Source organism: Spirosoma endbachense, assembly GCF_010233585.1.
GTDB classification, from domain to species: domain Bacteria; phylum Bacteroidota; class Bacteroidia; order Cytophagales; family Spirosomataceae; genus Spirosoma; species Spirosoma endbachense.
Map to the genome: position 1 here is coordinate 7,175,549 of NZ_CP045997.1, position 17,386 is coordinate 7,192,934.

Below are 17,386 nucleotides of genomic sequence, written 5' to 3' on the forward strand. Positions count from 1 at the left end.
CGAACTTACTAGTAGACTCGATTGGCAGCCCATCAATTATGATTGATTTTAAAACACTGGAAAAACGTTTCCGCACTATTGAAGCCACCGAAATCGGTCCGAAACTACAGGAAGCTTATATAGCCGAAGTTCTTTCGTTCCTGAATGCGGATGGCTGTTACGTTTTGCAGGAACGTGATGAGTGGACAGCCACTATACAATTTTCCAGTTTAGCAAAATCAGCTTCATTACCGCTCAATCCAGCACAGTTAAACGATCTTACGCAGGAACACTCTTTTTTTTTCGATCCTGACTTTACGCCAAGGCGAGCCCTGAAAGGATTACTCGGCTCCTATCGGCAGGTAGCAGGCCTTCGACTAAGCAATTATACGTTTAAAGGCTGGATACTAGTCGGCTGGAAAATGTCAACGGATATTCAACCCGACGAGGCTGAGGATATCCTCTATCGGTTTGGCGATAAAGTGTTGATTAGTAGCTTATCGCTCCAGCGGATTGCCTTAGAACAACAGTATCGGTTTTTGTTCGGCATTGTTCCGCAGGCGGTTGTGCTTGTTAACGAAGAAGACGAAACAAGCTGGGTTAATCAGGCCGCTATCGAACTGCTTGACCTGGAACAGGGTGACCTTCGCCCACCGCCAGCCAACCTGTCGCTGGGGATGCTGAAACTCCGCAACCAGGCCCTTAATCTGGATGCCATTAACCATACGGCTGCCGAGTTTATTCATAATCCGAACTTTAGCATCAAAGAATGGCTCTGGATATTTTCTGATCGGATTCTGTCGGTTCTGACCAGGCCCATTTTCTCCCCCTATTTCAAAGGACGAATCTGGTTATTCAATGACGTAACCGAATTATACCATAAAAACCAGCAACTCTCAGACGCCAATCGCGAAATCGAAAACCTGATTAGCGTCATTGCACATGATCTAAAATCGCCACTGGCCACACTTAGCTTTATTTTTAATTTCCTGCCCATGAATGGGCCACTGAACGAAGAACAGAACGAAAACATCGAATATGGCCAAAAAACCATTAAGCGTGGCCTCAACCTCATCGATAGTATCGTTTATTTCAACAAGCTCATCACTTCGAATCTGCCCGTGCAAATGGAAGATATCGAGCTTAATGACCTGATCGATGTCATCGTATCCGGATTCTCGGCACAGGCTTATCAAAAAGAAATTACACTACATACCGAACACACAGACCAGTCGGTATTACTGCACTCTGACCCCGAATCGCTGGTTCGTATTCTTGACAACCTCATCAGCAATGCCGTAAAATTCTCGCCATTCGGGCGTAGCATCTATATTCAGCTCGCCTTACGAGATAACCAGCTAACGATTGCAGTGAAAGATGAAGGGCCGGGTCTCTCGCCCGACGATCGTATGAAATTATTCAAGCGTTTTCAACGCCTATCGGCTCAGCCTACCAATAATGAAGGTTCGTCGGGTTTAGGCTTATCCATCGTTAAAGCACTTACCGAAAAATTGGGCGCAACAATTGAGGTCGATAGTGAACTAAGCCAGGGAACAACATTCCGATTAGTCTTTCCGGCCGAGTTTGTCCGTATCAGTAATCAACTGACGGCTAATTGACCGATCAAATGGTAGTAAGACTTTCGCGGAGAAGCGTGCCACGGTTATTAAGAGCATCATCAGAAACCGTGGCACGCTTCTCCGCGAAAGCCTTAAGTATGTTTATCGTTCAAATTTTACTGGTCAATTCTGGATCAGGGCAAAAAACTGGTTGAAGAAATTGCTAATCTTTGCAGCCTGATCGCTGCAATCATGTCTTCACGCACACTCCTGCCTATTTGCTGTTTTATACTTCTTTTCCTCAGCTATGCTGGTTATTCACAGCCAGCGTCGAAAGCCAAGCCTAAAGAGAAATACAACTACCTGCTTTATTTGCCCAAAGACTATTCAGCAACCAAAGCCAGTTATCCGCTGATAATTTATCTTCACGGTGGATCTCAACGGGGCAATGACTTAACGAAACTCAAGACATACGGCCTACCCCAGCAAGTCGATAAAGGCAAGGATTTTCAGTTTATCATTGCATCGCCCCAATGTCCGGATGGTAAATTCTGGTCGACAGACAATTGGTTTGAACCACTCTATGATGAACTGACAACAAAATATAGAGTTGATCCCAAACGAATTTATTTAACAGGCATAAGTATCGGTGGTTACGGAACCTGGCAAACTGCGGTAGCTTATCCGGATAAATTTGCGGCCATTGTGCCGTTGTGCGGTGGTTGCGACGATTCAACTCAGGTTTGTACCATTAAACACGTCCCGATCTGGACGTTTCACGGAACAGCCGACAACGTGATTCCAATCAACGAAACAGAGCAGTTGGTTAAGCGGCTGGAGCAGTGTGGTGGGCGCGTGAAATTTACCCGATTAGAAAATGAAGGCCACGGTATTCAGTATCTCTACGAAGACAAATCCATTTACGACTGGTTACTTCAACAGCATAAATGAGACTTGAATTTGTCGAATGGCAACGGGTAAAAATAGTAATTGGGGTAACTGACACTAGTATTCAGTTACCCCAATTACTATCGATTACACTTTGGTAGGGTCTGGATGTACCCAGGGCTGACGGTAAGGCCGAACAAGAAGACTGTTCGCTTCGCGATCGCCAACGATTTCGCGCTTCTGAGGATCATAGACAATTGGCCGTCCGGTTTTCATGGACAGATTGGCCAGAATACAACTGGCAGTCGATATATGCCCTTCTTCAATGTCTGCTACCGGGCGGGTGCCTTTGTCGATCGCATCCAGGAAATTGAGCATGTGCAGGCGTGTAGCAGGAGCTGCATTCAATTCAATTTTAGGCTCGGTAGGCTCAGTCACATCCTCCGGATATTTCTCTTTTTCATAGACAACGTCTTTATGAATCTTTTCCCCATCTTTTCCTTCAGGAATAAAATCGTAGGCCATTGTGCTGGCCCATAACGTTCCTTTATCGCCATAAAGCGTAAACGACCAGGGATAATTCGGATTATTGGGCGTTCCCCATGTCCGATGCTGCCAGACACAGTTCAGGCCATCGTATTCAAATAAGGCCGACTGTGTGTCAGAAATATTTGATTTCCCTTCTTTCTGCACATAAATACCACCCGTAGAGCTGATACGTTTGGGCCATCCCAGCTTTAGCATCCAGCGTACGGTATCGAACATATGGACGCACATATCGCCCGTGATCCCATTGCCATACTCCATAAAGGTACGCCACCAGCGTACGTGCGGCAGGCCATCATATGGGCGCAAAGGAGCAGGGCCAGTCCACATCTCGTAATCCAGAAAATCGGGGACCTGCTGTAAAGGAGGATTAGAATTGTTACGCATGTGGATATAACAGCACATCTCTACGTGCGAAATTTTACCCAATAATCCAGCGTCTACGATATTCTTTTTCGCTTCAATCAGGTGAGGAGTGCTCTTGCGTTGAGTACCGACCTGCACTACCTTATTGTATTTACGGGCAGCCGCTACCATCGCTTCGCCTTCCATGACGTCTACACTAATTGGCTTTTGTACATAAACATTTGCTCCTGCTTTTATGGTATCGATCGTTTGTAGTGCATGCCAGTGATCAGGCGTACCAATCAGCACAATATCAAATTCATTTTCGGCCAGCATTTTCCGATAATCACCATAAAGGCGAGGGGTCTTGCCTGACTTCTGGCGCTGGCTTACGAGCTTTGCCGCCCCAGCCATCATGTTTTTATCGACATCACAGAGCGCCAGAACCTCAACGGGCGCTACCTGAATCAGTCGAAATAAATCACTTTTACCATACCACCCTGTTCCGATTAAACCCACACGGAGCGTTTTTGCGGGATTAATCAGATCCAAACCTCTGGCTCCAAACGTACTAAGGGCAAGTGAAGCCGTAGTCCCCTGAAGAAAACGGCGACGATTGATGTTGAAACTATGCATGCAAGTTGAGGGTTTCAGGCGGCTATCGCCAGGTTTTATAGACTGTATTATCGTATTCGCCCGGCCTTTTTTGGTAACCATCATCACTGCTTAGTGAGCGGTTGACATGAGAAGCCTGGTTTACTTAAAAGCAGAAAATTTGAGAAACTACCAATCTTCATTTAACAATCTCAACCTTTCGCCAGGCGGCAAGTCATCAAGAAAATAACAGACACTGTTCACCATCAAAAGCCAGAGATAAAAGGGAGCTTTTGTCTTCGGCAACGGCAATTCAGAAACTCTCGTAAACAACTGTGATTCAGCGGAATCGTATCCAATCGGCTGGTCAGAAAGCAAGGCCGGTCAGAGCTAGTTATACATACCAAGCGAAACCCCTGTTGACATGAAAAAAGTAACCAATTACCGAACAAGTAAGCGTACATCCCTCTATTGGTACAATTATCAAAGAAATAATAAGTCTTTTTTGTCTATCTGAAGAATATAGCATTGTTTTTGATATTAGTATAAGACAAAACCAAAAGCTATGCTTTCAAACTATGAACACAAATGCACTAGTAAACCAAACCCTGCTAGTAAAAGCAGAAGAGGCTCGTAGAAAGAATGAAAAATTAGTTTATCTGGAGTTATGGGATGTGCTAACTGAGCTCCTTGAACGGCCCTACGCCGAATTGACCCAGGAAGAAATAATACACATGGATCGGGTTGCGCGGCTTTTGCACGACTACGAAGATCGACTATACCCGGCACCATCAAAATGATCCTGTAGCAGCCTTCGCTTAAATTAAGTAATCCATTCCGGGCGGCCATCTAGAAGTACGCCCAATACCTGGTTAATAATCATCTATTGAAGGCGGTCAGCTGTTTTAGGCTGACCGCTCTTTTTTTTACTGCCCATGAGGGTCATCGTCTACAGGTCATTACCATTCATGGACAAAAGAAACCACTCAAACCAATAAACCAAGCTATTGTATTGCTGATTCGTCTTTAAGGCATCACTATAAGAAAGCAAGCTCCCAACCTCTTTTCTCACTCTACTACTATGAAATCATTCATGAGTTCCATGGTATTCGCTTTCAATATGAGCCTTGTCCTGGTCGCTGCCCCTATCCAAAAAACAACAGCGCAAAGTCCCCGCCCTACTAAACTGGCCCGCTATCAGATGGCATCGTATATATCGGCCGATAGCACCAAGTTGCGGGTTAACGTCAATAAGGAGCTGGGCGGCCAGGTTTATGTTCACCTTCTTGATCTGAGAGGCAATGTGTTATTTGAAAAAACAATGGCTCCAGTCGATACAACCGTCCGGCTTAGTCTGAACCTGATGGAATTGATTGAGGGTGATTACACGCTTAAAGTATCGAATGGTCTGGAGGCTGAGGTTCGGGAATTCAAGATCAAGACCAGAAAACCGCGAAAAATAACACGCACAATAACACTGCTTTAATTATACACGGGCTGTTGCTATCAATACGCCTATATTAATGCGGAAGCCAACAGGGGTAAATAGCACCCGCTACAATTTGGACAATTGTACTATATCTCCTGGCAATTGAAAAACTGTTTCACTATTTATCAAATACCTCCATTAATTAACATACGCCAATGAATCGCGTTCTGGGCATTATCTCTGTTTTGTTGAGTAACCTCTCGACAAACTGGCCGATTAATTTAGATTAATACCAATTACTCAACGCTTTATCAGGCTGACAGCAGCTAGCCATACTTAATCAGTAGCCTTCAGTTATTTCCTATAAAATAAAAGTTACAAATTTGGCCTATTGTTCAGAGCCGCGCCCCGGTCATTAAATTGACGGAGTAACCGTAGTATAGCTCTGAACAATAGGCCAAAAACTATCCCGTCGCTTCCATTAAACACTAATAAATACGACTTTGGAGCAGGCCGGTTAACAAAACAACCAACTCCCATAAAGGGGGCTGGTTGTCGGGAATCTTATATAACAGTTTAGGTTCAACAAGTGTATAACAAGCTGAAAATGATAAAGTTTTAAACGAAGGGTAAGCGCTTCCAGTCGATCGTGCCTCGCTTATAGAAGCGCCCGTTAGCCAGGAGGGGGCTAATCATCCTGTTTTTTAAGCGTCAAAACCACTTTTCCATTCTCAATAAGCCGGGTACTCAATACTGACTGTGTTGGTAAGGCAACGAGCAACATGGGTTGGGTGGTAAACGATAGCGGAGTCTTGTTAAGCGTAGTATCTGCCATTCGTATATACCGAATAGTCATTACCGAATCCTGGACAAATACTCGGCTGATCGATAATTTGGGAGGTTTATTTGTAGCAGGTAATGCAATACCGACAACCATTTCTTTGTTAAAATTCGGCACATCAGGGCGCTTGCTCATCGTTGTTGCCGGTTTAAACACTTTCTCAAATGTTTCGGCCTGTTCGAACACAAACAGTGTAGGTTTGCCTTTGTTGACGGGTGCATCATTACTCAGAAAATACCCATTCAGCATTCGGTATTTTAAGGTAACCTGGGCAAGTGCCACTAAGCTTATCAGGAATAAGCAGGCAACAAAAAAAGTGGAAAGAAATGGTACGCGTAAACGACGTTGAAAAGAGGCAAAAAACGACATATTACTCATTTAACTATACTACAGCAATATACTTCTAACGTCTGATCACGAAAGGTCAGTATGCTATGGGCTATTAAAAGAGTGATTATTTAGGCAGTTGCGCCCCAGATTCGACTGGGTTCTGAATCGTCATTCCGGCTACATTGAAGCAGGAATTTTCATTATCACTTTTGCATTCAAACAGATCAAAAGACTCAACGCCCTTATCTAATCGCTCGAAATAGAGAATAAATTGCAATTTTTCGTCATTCTTTATCTCTGCCGTTTGTGGTGACGTTGGAATGCCTTCAGTTTTTAGAAGTGCATACGTTCGTTTGCCGTCTGATGACGCCAGAACGGCCTTGGGATTAAATGAAATGCTACTTGACCCCACATAACTGAAATTACGGTCATTCTTATCCTTACCATACGTAAGATACAGGACCGTATAAGTTGCCGTCAGCCGAATATCCGTCACCTTAATATCCGGGTCCTGCGAATGCCCAAGCCCACCGTGAGGGTCAGGCAAAATACGCGACTGGAGCGCATAAGTCGGCTGGCTCGGCAAATAATATTCGGCACCGTCGGCCGGGGCATTCACCTTCGGCAGTCGGTTCGACGTACAGGCGGAGACGAGCAGGGCAAGAGCGACGAGGGCTTTCATAGATGTTAAATTACGTCCTTTCGTCTGAATAACCAAGAAGTTAATTCGTCTGTTTTTCAAGCACTCCTGCTGAGATCGTATTCCATATCTGATCGTATACATCCGTTGCCACCAATGAATTTCCAACGTTCCGGCTGCTCACATATACGGGATGGTGTTCACGCGCTGTCCCTACTCGTCCATGCGACCCTTTGATAAGCGTCGCATCGAGTGAAATAACGTTCATCAGGTATCGGAAGCCGAGTAATTTACGGCCCAGTTTATAGCCCGCTTTAAGTTTTATCAATGGGTTTGTCTGGTCCATAAACATCTCAACCGGGTCATAACCCGGTTTCTGGTGAATGGCTACCAATCGGGCATAATCGGGTGCTCGGGCATCGTCGAGCCAGTAATAATAGGTAAACCAGCTATCCGCATCAGCCATAACCACAAGGTCGCCGGAGCGTTCGTGATCAATATGGTATTCCTTTTGCTGTTCTTTATCCAATACCAGCTGGATACCCGGCGTGTTTTCCAGCAATGACCGGACTTTGCCAACTACCGATGGGTCATTGATATAGACATGAGCAATCTGGTGATCAGGTGTAGCAAAGGCGGGCGACGCTCCGGCATCGAACATCTCCAGACCCCGCTCTTCCCGATAACGAATCATGCCTGCTTCGCGTAGAATTCGATTGATGTGAATCGGCTTACTGACATTGGTAATTCCATATTCCGAAAGCACAATCACCTCAGCGTTCTGCTTCTCATAATAGTGAATCAGGTCACGGCAAACGTCATCGATTTCGCGAAGATCATTGGCAATTTTCGCAAAATCCTGCCCAAATTTCTGCAGACAATAATCCAGATGCGGCAAATAAATCAGGGTAAGCGTCGGGTTGTGCCACTGATCGACAAGCATGGATGCATCGGCAATCCAGCGCGTACATTTAATGGTTGTTGCCGGGCCCCAAAACTGAAACAACGGAAACGTACCTAATTCTTTCTGTAGTTTATCACGAAGGTCGCCGGGATGCGTGTAGCAATCGGGTATTTTCAGACCGTCGGATGGATATTGTGGGCGGGGCGTAGCCGAAAAATCGGCGGTAGAATACATGTTGTACCACCAGAACATTTTCGAAACGGTAAAGGTCGGGTCAACTTTTCGCGCCCGTTCCCAGATTTTTTCACCCGCAACCAGTTTATTCGACTGCTTCCAGAATTTCACCTCCGAATCGGTCCGGTCGTACCAACCGTTGCCAACAATACCCGTTTCACTTGGCCATTTGCCCGTTACGTACGTAGACTGCACCGACGTTGTCAGCGCCGGGAGCATGGGATCAATTGTTGCCTGATGCTTGCTGGCAAACCACTGTTTCAGAAAGGGTGTGTGTTCGCCAATCAGCGAATAAGACAAACCCACAACGTCGAGTACTACGGTCTTTTGCATGGCTTACTGAAAAGTGAAGAATCAACTGTAAAATTATCGGTTCTTTCGTTAAATCGAGGATTCCAGTCGATTTTAAAGGCAGATTTATCACTGTTTCTGCATAACAATACAGAACGTATATTCTACTCCATTGGTAACAATATGGCAGGGTCAATGTTAAAAAAATGACGATGAGGCTTATGAAATAGTAACAATTAAGTAAAAGGATATTAAAATTAAATTAAAAGAGTTGCACTCACTTTGCAACAGAAAATACTTCTGTTGTTAAATGAAAAAATACCTACTTTCTAGTGCTTTACTCCTACTTTTGAGTTGTTTCCTCATCGGCAAAACACTAGCACAAACTACTCAGGCGTCTATTTCGGGTATTATCTCCGAAAAGCAGAACTCGGCGCTTCCCGGCGCTACCGTACAGGTTCGCAACGAATCGACCGGCTTTACGACGGGAACGGTAACCAATGCCAAGGGGGAATACTCGTTTAAAGAGCTTCCTTTGGGCGGGCCCTATACCATACTCGCTACGTTTGTCGGCTACGGTCAGCAAAAGCGAACCGGCTATGCACTTAACCAGGGTGATGCCGTTCGGGTAAACCTGGCCATGCAGGAAGACAACCAAACGCTTGAGGTGGTACAGGTTGTTGCTTCGGGGCTTAAGAACAAAACAGAAAACCTGGGAGCCGCTACGGCTATTTCGGCCAAGTCGATTGCCGCTCTTCCGGTCAATGGCCGTAATTTCACGAACTTGATGGATCTCTCACCTTTAAGCAGAGGGGGAAATATTTCAGGCCAGCTCGGTTCATCGACCAACTATACGATCGACGGTATGAATGCCAAAAACCCAACCTCGGCGGGTTCGACGACCAGCCGAAGCGGGGCTCCTTATTCGATTTCTATCGAAGCTGTTCGTGAGTTTAAAGTCGTAACCAACCAGTATGACGTCACCTACGGCCGTAGCGGGGGTGGAACTGTGAGTGCGGTAACCAAGGCTGGTACCAACAAACTAAGTGGTAGCGCCTTTAATTACACGCGTGCCGACTGGTTAGCGAGTCCTTATGACATCCGGGGTAATAATCGGGTCAATAAATTTGCCACAAATCAGTACGGATTTTCGCTGGGTGGCCCGATCATCAAAGACAAACTGCACTTTTTCGTTGTATGGGATCACCAGCAGGATTCACGACCGCTGATTATTGCGGATGTACAATCGCCTGCCGACGAAAGCCGGTTTAATATTACGAAAGCTACTCTTGATAAATTCGTTGATATAGCCCGCAGTAAATATGGTGTTGCCAACACTCCTCAGTATGGCACGTTCGACAAGAAACGGGGTTCTGATGCTGCATTTGCCCGTATCGACTGGCAGATCAATGACCGAAATCTGCTGACGGTTCGGAATAACTTCACCAGCGATCGCAATAAGCTGGGCCTGCAGGACAATACAGCGATCAATATCTATGAGTCGTACGGAAATGATTACAACATGGACAATAGCTTACTCGCCAGTTTGCGTACATCCATCAGTCCCCGGCTCACCAATGAGTTAAAGGTTCAACACCTGTATACCTACCAGAAAAGTAGCCCTGGCGATCAGTTACCGGCGGCCAATATTCCAAGGGCTATTGTAGAAAACGTGACGTCGACCATTGACGGCTCCACAAAATCGACCAATATCCAAATGGGCGGCCACCGGTTTGCTCAGGAGGGTTTTACAAATAATGTGTTACAACTGGTCGATAATTTGTACTACAACACCGATAAGGTTCAGTACACGTTTGGCCTCGACCTGATGTATACCCACGCCAAATCGCTTTATGGTAGCGAAGTAAATGGGCGTTTCCATTATACAGTCGATGCTGCGGCTGGCCTGACGGCACTGGATAAATTTGAAAAGCTGCAACCTTATCGCTATTACCGGGAAGTGCCGCTGGTCGATGACCCGACCGTAGTTGGCAATATTCTGAACGCGGGAATTTACGGTCAAATGAGTACCAAATTAGCGATGGGCCTGGAAATGACTGCTGGCCTGCGCGTTGACTACTCTCATTACCCAACCTCTCCGCTGAATCAGCTGGTTTATGATGAACTTAAACTACGCACCGATAACAGAATCAAGTCATTTGTGGTACAGCCCCGCTTGCAACTAACCTGGGATGTGAATGAGCAGCATACCGACTTTGTGCGCTTTGGTGCCGGTGTTTTTGCGTCAGACATCAACAACTATGTGTTGATTAATAACCTCACGTTTGACGGGAAACACCTGGCCACGGTCGATGTGCGGGGCCCGAATCTTCCAACACCCGATTTTCTGGCCTACCGCCAGAATTACAGCAGCATCCCCAGTCTGGCGGCTTTTCAATTGCCAACTATCAATATGAATGGCCCGGATGCACGGGTGCCGGTCCTCTACAAGGCAAACCTGTCTTATAGCCGCTACTTAACCGATAAGTTAAAAGTTGGTATTGCTGGTTTTGCAACCCTGGGTCGTCATAACTACATGTACGTCGATCGGAACATGGCAACTGATCCCTATTTCCGGTTAGCCAACGAAGATAATCGTGGGGTCTATGTACCACTCAGTAGTATGCCTGCCAACGGCGCCGGTGACTGGTTACAGGGCCGCGTCAGTCAGAAATTAGGCCGTGTACTGGAGTTGAACAGCCAGGGAAAGGTCAATCAGTTTGCCGTTGTTGTCGATGCCACTTATCAGTACCTCAAGGATGGTGAAATTTCGGCCAGCTATACCTGGAACGACACCAAAGACAATACGTCGTTTAACGGGAACGTAGCCAATACGGCTACCCTGTCGTTGCCGGTGAAGGATGATCCGCGGAACCTGAGCCAGATCACGTATTCCGACAACCAATTCCGGCATAAAGTAGTCGTTTACGGAACGTTTCCTTCGTTCTATGGCATCACGGTCGGCGTTCGGTATTCGGGTATTGGTGGAACCCGATACTCACTCCTGTCAGGAGCCAACAGCAATGCCGACTTCGTTGCCGGTAACAACGATCTCGCCTTTATTTTCGACAAGAATAACGAGAGTGTTCCAACGAACATAAAGACCGGATTACAGGCTCTTATGGACAATCCGAATGCAAGTCAGAGCATAAAAGATTATATCAATCAGTATTCCGGAAAAATAGCGCAACGAAACGGTGGTATCAATAGCTTCTATGGCATATTTGACGTCAGGGCTAGTAAACGGTTCCGGTTATACAAAACCCACAGCTTCGATTTGTCGGTCGATATCTTCAATTTCACCAACCTGCTCAAGAAAGCCTGGGGTGTAAACCAGTCGTTGGGAAGCCAGGCCCTCTATGCATTAGGTATTCCGGCAACCTCTACAACACCCGCTGTTGCCGGATTTGACAGCGTCAACAAACAGTTTGTCTATCGGGTCAACACAGCGGGTGTTCCTACGCCATCGGGTGATCCATTCCAACTTCAGATTGGCTTACGCTACAGCTTCTAATGGCAAAAATAGTGGTTATCAAAGCGATTGGGCTCTTCAGTCTGCTCCTGTGCTCCCAGATTCTGGTAGCTCAGGGCAACTTTGATCGGCAGGGCCATCGGGGATGCCGGGGGTTGATGCCGGAGAACACAATTCCAGCGATGAAAAAAGCGCTTGACCTGGGCGTTCAGACGCTGGAACTGGATGCTGTCATCTCAAAAGACAAGCAGGTCGTGGTATCGCACGACACCTACATGTCTTCGCATATTGCGCTAAAACCAGATGGAACGCCGGTTACCGCTGCTGAAGAGAAGACGATTAATTTATACCAGCTAACCTATGCTGAGATCAAGAAATTTGATGTTGGCAGTAAACCGCATCCTGAATTTAGTCAGCAACAGAAGCTGGCGGTTTATAAACCGCTGCTTTCTGTGTTGATCGACTCGGTCGATGCGTATGCGAAAGCAAAGGGATTGCCCCTGCCCATGTTCAACATCGAGATTAAATCAATGCCAGCCACCGATGGTGTGTACCATCCTGCCCCGCAGGAGTTTGTCGATCTTGTTCTCGGCGTCTGCAAAAGCTGGAACCTAGGCAAACGGTTAACCATACAGTCTTTTGATGTTCGGCCTTTGCAGCTGATTCACAAGCAATATCCAGCGATTAACCTGTCTTATCTGACGGCAAACACAAAATCACTGGCGGATAATATGGCTGTATTAGGCTTCATTCCATACGCTTATAGCCCGTATTACAAAACGGTAACGGGTGAAACCGTCAAAGCCTGTCATGAGCAGAAAATGGTGATTATTCCCTGGACGGTGAATACAAAAGCCGAGATCGAGAGCCTTGCCAAGCTCGGCGTAGATGGGATCATTTCCGATTATCCGAATCTGTTCTGATTTTATTGCCACATAGCCTTACAAAAAAACTCAGCCGACCAGTTGGCTGAGTTTTTTTGTACCAGGACTTTCGCAAAAAGCCGTGCCACGGTTTGATTTACCCCGATAGGTAACCGTGGCACGGCTTTTTGCGAAAGTCCTGTTTTCAGGTTTGTTTTAGATCAGAGACATCCGTTAACCGAACTTCATTTCGTATTCTCAACAACCCACTGAATCTCTCGCTCGATCGAGTCAACCAGCTCTTTTTTCAGCTCATCGGGCAATACACCCCACGTATAGGTTTCGACCTCAAGCTGATTCGTAAATCGCCGTTCGGCCTGTAGTTTCAATACCTCCAGAATGTCATCCTGCGTCGATTGCAGAACGCCATAATTATTGACAAAAAGCGGTACATGAAAGTGCGCCCGCCACTCAGCATGATCATCGCTGAGGGCTGCCAGGGCATCCGGCAAATCCCGGAATCGTAGTAACGCTCCCGAACTGGAATGTCCGAATCCGCTTCGGGCCACAACCTGATGCAGATAGGTTGGTTCGTTAAATTCCTCGAATGCCTTTCGCACAGCCTCGCGAGCTTCAGGCGCTTCGGGGAATTCCGCTTTTAACGCTGCACTGATCTGGATTTTGCCAACACGAAGGCCGTATTCTTTTAATTTATCCAGTACATCGGCCGGACGTTCGTAGCCAACGGCAAAGTGGCAAACGTCATAGCACAGACGTACGTGTTCGCAAATGCGGGCTTCGGCTTCGTCGTCGGTCAGGCCAAACTGCCCGGTCAGTTGTTCAATCCCCATTGGCAGCAAATAATCGGTGAACCAGGCGATAAACTCGTCAGCGGTTTCAATAACGCCATCGGGTTCAGGCTCCAGATCAAGATGCATTAACCGATCCGTTTGCTTTCGTAGTTGAATTAATTCCGCGACAACTTCGAGTACGTTCTGGGTCGTTTGCGAGAAAATATAATCACGGGCGGCTGGTTGCTCCCATTCAAACCAGTGCCGATACGACAGAGGCGATGTCGAAACGCCACCCTGAATGGCATTGCCCAGTTCATCGATGGGCAATAGTACCGACAGAATCCGGAATAGTCGTTTGGTATACTCAACCCGCGCTTCGGTAGTCCAGTCGGGCGCATGGACCTGGTCTTTAACGACTGTATCATGAAAACCGCCGAACGGAAACCCGTTCATCGTAAAAACGTAGCAGTCGTTGCTGGCCAGCCAGTGTTGAAACGCCACTAGATTTTCAGGAATCTCCAGTTCTTCACTGGCTATATTGGATAGGCGCAGACCAATACCAAAGGGTGCATCGGGCGACAATCGTTTTTTCAGTTCTGGAATCGCCTGCTGTAGAGCGGCAAAGTGGTCGGTCCACGTTTCACCCGGATGGATGTTTGTGCAGTAACCGAGGTGCCCAAGCGGTGTTTTCATGCTAGCTGAACATATTGCTCCTGCTCTTTCAGGATAGCGATGGACTGGCGAACTCTTTCGGCGTCAATCTCGTGGACTTCAACACCTTTTCCGATTCTCTGCAACAACATGATGGTAAGTCGACCACCAAGATGCTCCCGGAATTCGGCAAGCCCTTTCAGGACACCGGCACTGTTGTCGGCGTCGAGCATTGGCTGGTAGAGCGAAAAGCCCAGTGTCCGCAACGTTTTCAGAATTCGGGCGGTGTCCGCATCTGTGAGCCAGCCGAGCTGCTGCGAGTAAAGGCTATCGAGCGCAATGCCAATGGCCACCGCTTCGCCATGTCGTAACTCAAAATTAGTCAATTGCTCCAGTTTGTGCGCGCTCCAGTGACCAAAGTCCAGCGGCCGCGATGACCCCATCTCGAATGGATCACCACCGGCAATATGCTGCAGGTGCATCTCGGCACATCGATGGATTAAATAGTCCATCGGTGCCATTTCCCGTGCGGCAAGGGCTTCGGCATTGGCTTCAATCCAGTCAAAAAACGAAGTGTCTTTAATGAGGGCTACTTTAATTGCTTCGGAGATACCCGCACGCCAGTCGCGATCGTCGAGTGTCGTCAGAAATTGGCTATCGTTGAAAACGGCTACGGGCGGTACAAACGTGCCGAGGAAATTTTTTTTACCCCGATAATTGACGCTGTTTTTTACACCAACTCCTGAATCGTTCTGCGACAGAACCGTTGTCGGAATGCGAATATGGCGAATACCCCGGTGCGATATGGCCGCGGCATAGCCTACCATATCGAGAACCGATCCGCCCCCAATGGCCACCACATACGAATGCCGGTCAATACCGTAACGATCGACAGCATCGACGATCTGTTCAACCAGAGCGGGGTCGTTTTTCGCTACTTCACCACCCGGAATTACGAGCAGATCAGTTACAGGTTCAACAACGTCGGTATGCTGTTTAAAATACGTTTTAATGTCGGATAACAGGTTAGGATGTGTAGCCGTAACACCCGAATCAATCACGAACAGAATCTTTTTTCGCGTTTCGTTGGCCTGTTGAGTAAGAAAATCGGCAAGTAATGAATTGGTTGTGCTGAAAAGTTTTTCGGTAAAGAAAACGTTGTACGCGAATCGAACCGTGAAGGACTGCTGCAAATGGCTCATCTCATTATAAATTCACCCTGTCTGGAAAAACTCAAAATTACCCAATAAACAACAGTATTGCTCAAAAAAGTCCATTACCTCTCGTTCAATTGTCTTCGAAACTCAGTTGGCAGTTGCCCATGGTGTTTCCGAAACCGTTTATTAAACGGCTCTCAGCTATAAATTCCAGCTTAGAGGTAATCCGTAGGATAGTTAGATTTTACTATCGTTGCCGTGTTTCAACCAGCCTTACTTAGTCGGTTCGCCTTTTCGAGGAGGCTTTATGGCCTGAAAAAAGGTTACCTGTTCCGCAAGTAGTTTGATCCAGATTCGACTGACTTCCTGGAGAGACTGCCGGAAATAAGTCGATGTGGTGACGTGGTATCGATTTCTTGTGATGTGGTGTCGGCTTCTTAAAACCGACTTGGGAGGCCAGTTTGCAGTTTTGATTCTCAAAACCTCGTCGTTCATGCCAAATGTGGTTTTGAGAAACCGCAGAGGTCAGGTTCTTCAACCTGACCTCACGCCAATAAACCTGACCTCTGCGCAATACCCGTTTGTGCGTTGTTAAAACGCGTCGATTACCAGTACATGACTTTATATTTTACAGCTCCATACAGTCGCCAATAGACCGACAGGAACGGCGTAGCCAGTGTTGTTAATACCGTTTGTTTCAGGTTAGCCCCAGTTACGTCATCAGGCAAATCGCGCCAGATCATACTAGCCGATAATATACCCCAAACCCCAAAGCCAACGGTTGACGTAATCACACTACCCGACAAAGCGCCAATAACACCAACGGTCATCCCCAATACAGACGCATAATACTCAAGAATCAGGCTCCGGTCAGTTTCAATACGCTGCCGGAACAACTCCGGATGTCGTTTATATAATAGTGCATCGTACCGATTCTTTCGCTCATTCGTTAACGAAGCATACCAGGGCGTTTCGCGCATGGGGTGAATAACAACCGCTTCCGGGCATTTGCTGATCGGTATGCCCGACTGAATGAACTTAAACTGGAGGTCATTGTCTTCACGCCAGGCAAAATCAAATGCTTCTTCAAAGCCGCCTACGCGCTCAAGCGCCGATTTTCGACAAAAACAGTTGGCTGAAATAAACTCACTCATTTCCAGATAGGGCGTTCTGGGATTATACTGTGTAGTCGTATCCGGCAACGTCAACCGTAACTGGCCCGTCATGACCTGTGCCCCCCGCTGAAAACCCGTCAGTGCTGAAGAAAGCCATTCAGCACTGGGTAGACAATCCTCATCAGTGAAGGCAACAACACGCCCTCGCGCGGCTCGCCATCCCCGATTTCGGGCGGCTGCGGGACCCCGCGACTGGGGTTGCCCCAAATAACGAACCTCAAGTGACCCACCCGACTTGGCGATCTGCTTCGTAAAAAGAGCGACAGCTGCTGCCGTTTCGGGCGAGTTTCCATCGTCGACAACAATGATCTCATACTGATCGCGGGAAAGCCGTTGCTTACCCAGTGCATCGAGGCATTTTAGAAGCAGAGCCGGTTGCTGATACGTTGGTATCACTACCGAAAAGTCGGGTATCATAGTTAAGGTTATTTATGTTATTTGGTTACATGATTTCGACCCGCTTACACTAGCACGAATTGTGTAACTAAATAAATGTGAATAGCTGGTTTTCAGCGCATAACGAATATACGGATAAAGACGTTTGCCCTATTTCGCCGAACTGATTAAGCGGTTATAATAGGTGCCTCAAATTCAATATTCAGTGACATTTCCTCTACAAACAGAACACAAACGTCAGCTTATTTAGCTTGTAGCAAATTCCGCGCCGATGTACGCTTACAATTCCGTTTATTCA

Annotated in this window: 13 protein-coding genes; 6 read left to right on the forward strand and 7 right to left on the reverse strand. The window is 46.9% G+C overall.

Features of this window, described 5'->3' with window-relative positions:
- Window positions 1-38 precede the first annotated feature (38 nt).
- Window positions 39-1,598 carry a sensor histidine kinase gene (locus GJR95_RS29210; protein ID WP_162389220.1) on the forward strand — a complete coding sequence of 520 codons (1,560 nt, stop codon included), beginning with the start codon at window positions 39-41 and terminating at the stop codon, window positions 1,596-1,598.
- A 192-nt stretch (window positions 1,599-1,790) separates the two neighbouring features.
- Window positions 1,791-2,489, forward strand: a complete 699-nt coding sequence (locus GJR95_RS29215) for a carboxylesterase family protein (protein WP_162389221.1) — start codon at window positions 1,791-1,793, stop codon at window positions 2,487-2,489.
- 84 nt (window positions 2,490-2,573) lie between these two features.
- On the opposite strand, the gene GJR95_RS29220 is transcribed toward GJR95_RS29215, so the two are convergent.
- Window positions 2,574-3,953 (reverse strand): Gfo/Idh/MocA family protein, encoded by a 1,380-nt coding sequence (locus GJR95_RS29220; RefSeq protein WP_162389222.1) that lies wholly within the window; start codon window positions 3,951-3,953, stop codon window positions 2,574-2,576.
- A 536-nt stretch (window positions 3,954-4,489) separates the two neighbouring features.
- Between GJR95_RS29220 and GJR95_RS29225 the strand changes: the two genes are divergently transcribed.
- Entirely contained in the window at window positions 4,490-4,711 is a 222-nt protein-coding gene (locus GJR95_RS29225; RefSeq protein WP_162389223.1) for a hypothetical protein, read from the forward strand.
- 281 nt (window positions 4,712-4,992) lie between these two features.
- Complete coding sequence (locus GJR95_RS29230) at window positions 4,993-5,397, forward strand: hypothetical protein (RefSeq protein ID WP_162389224.1); 405 nt, start codon at window positions 4,993-4,995, stop codon at window positions 5,395-5,397.
- A 631-nt stretch (window positions 5,398-6,028) separates the two neighbouring features.
- Here GJR95_RS29230 and GJR95_RS29235 read toward each other — a convergent pair.
- The 3 genes from GJR95_RS29235 to GJR95_RS29245 all read right to left on the reverse strand — a co-directional run bounded on the left by GJR95_RS29235 (window position 6,029) and on the right by GJR95_RS29245 (window position 8,622).
- The gene (locus GJR95_RS29235) at window positions 6,029-6,463 is read right to left on the reverse strand and encodes a hypothetical protein (RefSeq protein ID WP_232540894.1); all 435 of its coding nucleotides are present in this window, start codon (window positions 6,461-6,463) and stop codon (window positions 6,029-6,031) included.
- A 172-nt stretch (window positions 6,464-6,635) separates the two neighbouring features.
- Window positions 6,636-7,193 (reverse strand): hypothetical protein, encoded by a 558-nt coding sequence (locus GJR95_RS29240; RefSeq protein WP_162389226.1) that lies wholly within the window; start codon window positions 7,191-7,193, stop codon window positions 6,636-6,638.
- A gap of 40 nt (window positions 7,194-7,233) precedes the next feature.
- Window positions 7,234-8,622, reverse strand: a complete 1,389-nt coding sequence (locus tag GJR95_RS29245; protein WP_162389227.1) for an alkaline phosphatase family protein — start codon at window positions 8,620-8,622, stop codon at window positions 7,234-7,236.
- Window positions 8,623-8,890: 268 nt separating this feature from the next.
- Here GJR95_RS29245 and GJR95_RS29250 point away from each other — a divergent pair, with 268 nt between their 5' ends.
- A complete protein-coding gene (locus tag GJR95_RS29250) occupies window positions 8,891-12,094 on the forward strand; it encodes a TonB-dependent receptor (RefSeq protein WP_162389228.1) in 3,204 nt (1,067 codons plus the stop codon).
- Entirely contained in the window at window positions 12,094-12,975 is an 882-nt protein-coding gene (locus GJR95_RS29255) for a glycerophosphodiester phosphodiesterase family protein (protein WP_174260243.1), read from the forward strand. The genes GJR95_RS29250 and GJR95_RS29255 overlap by 1 nt, the downstream gene beginning before the upstream one ends.
- 185 nt (window positions 12,976-13,160) lie before the next feature.
- On the opposite strand, the gene eboE is transcribed toward GJR95_RS29255, so the two are convergent.
- From eboE to GJR95_RS29270, 3 genes are all read right to left on the reverse strand, one after another.
- The gene (gene eboE, locus GJR95_RS29260) at window positions 13,161-14,402 is read right to left on the reverse strand and encodes a metabolite traffic protein EboE (RefSeq protein ID WP_162389229.1); all 1,242 of its coding nucleotides are present in this window, start codon (window positions 14,400-14,402) and stop codon (window positions 13,161-13,163) included.
- Window positions 14,399-15,562, reverse strand: coding sequence for a 3-dehydroquinate synthase (locus tag GJR95_RS29265; protein WP_162389230.1), 1,164 nt, complete (start codon window positions 15,560-15,562; stop codon window positions 14,399-14,401). The genes eboE and GJR95_RS29265 overlap by 4 nt, the downstream gene beginning before the upstream one ends.
- A gap of 560 nt (window positions 15,563-16,122) precedes the next feature.
- Window positions 16,123-17,109 (reverse strand): glycosyltransferase family 2 protein, encoded by a 987-nt coding sequence (locus tag GJR95_RS29270; RefSeq protein ID WP_162389231.1) that lies wholly within the window; start codon window positions 17,107-17,109, stop codon window positions 16,123-16,125.
- Between the last annotated feature and the right edge of the window lie 277 nt (window positions 17,110-17,386).

Excerpts from the sequence above, each read along its gene's own strand:
- GJR95_RS29220 (WP_162389222.1), bottom strand. The coding sequence starts at position 3,953 with ATGCATAGTTTCAACATCAATCGTCGCCGTTTTCTTCAGGGGACTACG.
- GJR95_RS29215 (WP_162389221.1), top strand. The coding sequence starts at position 1,791 with ATGTCTTCACGCACACTCCTGCCTATTTGCTGTTTTATACTTCTTTTC.
- GJR95_RS29265 (WP_162389230.1), bottom strand. The coding sequence starts at position 15,562 with ATGAGCCATTTGCAGCAGTCCTTCACGGTTCGATTCGCGTACAACGTT.
- GJR95_RS29255 (WP_174260243.1), top strand. The coding sequence starts at position 12,094 with ATGGCAAAAATAGTGGTTATCAAAGCGATTGGGCTCTTCAGTCTGCTC.
- GJR95_RS29230 (WP_162389224.1), top strand. The coding sequence starts at position 4,993 with ATGAAATCATTCATGAGTTCCATGGTATTCGCTTTCAATATGAGCCTT.
- GJR95_RS29250 (WP_162389228.1), top strand. The coding sequence starts at position 8,891 with ATGAAAAAATACCTACTTTCTAGTGCTTTACTCCTACTTTTGAGTTGT.
- GJR95_RS29225 (WP_162389223.1), top strand. The coding sequence starts at position 4,490 with ATGAACACAAATGCACTAGTAAACCAAACCCTGCTAGTAAAAGCAGAA.
- eboE (WP_162389229.1), bottom strand. The coding sequence starts at position 14,402 with ATGAAAACACCGCTTGGGCACCTCGGTTACTGCACAAACATCCATCCG.
- GJR95_RS29270 (WP_162389231.1), bottom strand. The coding sequence starts at position 17,109 with ATGATACCCGACTTTTCGGTAGTGATACCAACGTATCAGCAACCGGCT.
- GJR95_RS29210 (WP_162389220.1), top strand. The coding sequence starts at position 39 with ATGATTGATTTTAAAACACTGGAAAAACGTTTCCGCACTATTGAAGCC.
- GJR95_RS29240 (WP_162389226.1), bottom strand. The coding sequence starts at position 7,193 with ATGAAAGCCCTCGTCGCTCTTGCCCTGCTCGTCTCCGCCTGTACGTCG.
- GJR95_RS29245 (WP_162389227.1), bottom strand. The coding sequence starts at position 8,622 with ATGCAAAAGACCGTAGTACTCGACGTTGTGGGTTTGTCTTATTCGCTG.